Genomic DNA, 2,201 nt, shown 5'->3' with positions numbered 1-2,201 from the left:
CCCGTTAGCACCTTTGTTACTGTCGCTGTTGTGGCTGGGCGCGATCGGCTTCGTAGCTTTTTTGTGGAATCTTGGCAACATAGGCTTAGTTGACGAAACCGAACCGCTGTTTGCCGAAGCCGCCCGTCAAATGACGGTGACAGGGGATTGGATCACTCCTTATTTCAACGGCGAAACCAGGTTTGACAAGCCACCGTTGATTTACTGGCTGATGGCGGTGGCTTACCGCACTTTGGGAGTTAACGAGTGGGCTGTACGTCTGCCGTCGGCTTTGTGCGCGATCGCCCTTACTTGTCTCGGATTCTATACTCTATCGAAGACAGAAGGAAGTTCGGCAACGCATTCTGTAGCAGATGTAGCGGATGTAGCGGATGTAACGGAGAACTCCCAGGAAATATTTTCCCCCTCTCCCCCTCTCTCCCCCTCTCCCCCCCTCTCCTCCTCTCCCACTCCCCCCCTGTTTCTTTCTACTCCTTGGATTGGGGCGGCGCTAATAGCATTAAATCCCCAAACTATTGCCTGGGGACGGACTGGCGTTTCAGATATGCTATTAGTCGCCTGTATGTGTTCGGCACTTCTGGCATTTTTCCTCGGTTACACCTTAGAAGAACAGAGAGAAAAAGCAGAATTTTCCACAGTTACAGTTTCTGCATCGGTATTTCCCAATAAGTGGTATCTGACTTGTTACGTACTAATTGCCCTAGCAATTCTGGCTAAGGGGCCTGTGGGAATTGTCATACCAGCGCTGATTATTGGCAGCTTCGGGCTGTATTTAGGAAATTTTCCACAAATTTGGCGAGAAATGCGTCCGGTGTCGGGAATCTTGATTATTCTGGCGATCGCCGTGCCTTGGTTCGTTCGGGTTATTTTAGCCAACGGTCAAACTTATATTGACAGTTTTTTCGGCTATCACAATTTCCAGCGTTTTACTGAAGTAGTCAACAAGCACTCAGCGCCTTGGTATTTTTACTTTTTTGTAGTGCTGCTTGGTTTTGCACCTTGGTCGATTTATTTGCCGGTGGCGATCGCCCGCACCCGTTTTTGGCAGCGTAGTTACTGGCGCCGTCAACCGCGAAGAGATCAATTAAGTTTATTTGCCCTATTTTGGTTCGGCTGTATCTTTGGCTTTTTCACGATCGCTGTCACCAAATTACCCAGTTACGTATTGCCTTTACTGCCCGCCGCTGCCATTTTGGTAACGCTGCTGTGGAGCGATATTATTGCAGGTAACGAACCCAAAACCAGGCCGGGAAAGTTAGAAAAAAAACCGAATTCTTTACCGCGAGGGCTGTTAGTCACATACATTTTCAATGTCGTATTTTTACTAATTATAGCCGGAGCAACTTTCTACTGCTACCACTGGCTGGGAGACGATCCAGCAATGCCCAATTTTCCGCAAGCACTTCATCAGTCGGGATTGCTGATTGTGGGCGGTGCGATTTGGATAACTACTGCATTGGCGATCGGGCTTTTGCTCTGGAAGCGAAAACAGCGCTGGATTTTGGTTGCCAACTTCATCGGCTTAGTAGCATTTATCATTTTTGGTCTGACTCCCGTCTACAATTTAGTTGATATCAACCGCCAGTTACCTCTAAGACAGTTGGCGCAGGTTGTTGTGCAACAAAAACTGCCGGGGGAAGAGTTTATTATGGTTGGTTTCTGGAAACCGAGTCTGGTTTTTTATACCGAAGAACCCGTGACTTACTACCGATCTCTCAAAGGGGCGACCGACTACCTTAAGGAATCTAAAAACTCAACTTCTCCCTCTATTTTGTTGCTGGGATATCCCGAGAAATTTGTGCAATTAGGATTGCAACCAAATCAATATCAATTGTTGGACAGTCGGGGCGCTTACCAACTTGCCAGGGTTCCGAGAACAGCATTTCGATAGTATATTTTGATGCGAGTGCGGTGAGCCGATTTATCTGATATTTTGCAGGGCAATCTCCCGTGGTTGCCCGTGAATCGGTCGATGGTGCGTCTAGGACTGTAAAAGCTATAATCTAGTCACTACCTAAAACCCGAAGCTCGGAGCCTATAATGGTTTCAATTCTCAACAAACCCTCCTCGTTAATCCATGAGATTTGCCTTGAAAAGGTCGATCGGTGGAAGTTGTTCAAATTTAGTGAATCGCTGCAACAGCGGATGGAACAATTGTTAGAGAAGAAAAAAGCAGATCGACTAATGGCAGAAGAGGCGGC

1 protein-coding gene is annotated in these 2,201 nt (G+C 47.3%); it reads left to right on the top strand.

Annotated elements, in window-relative coordinates; genetic code table 11:
* On the top strand, positions 1–1,891 hold a 1,891-nt coding region (locus tag QT998_RS27305), incomplete at its 5' end, for an ArnT family glycosyltransferase (RefSeq protein ID WP_442922007.1).
* Positions 1,892–2,201: the final 310 nt, after the last annotated feature.

The sequence above is a fragment of the Microcoleus sp. S1D4 genome (assembly GCF_036700765.1).
Lineage (GTDB): Bacteria > Cyanobacteriota > Cyanobacteriia > Cyanobacteriales > Microcoleaceae > Microcoleus.
The sequence above is the reverse complement of the archived record's forward strand: the minus strand, read 5'-3'. Positions and strand labels throughout refer to the sequence as shown.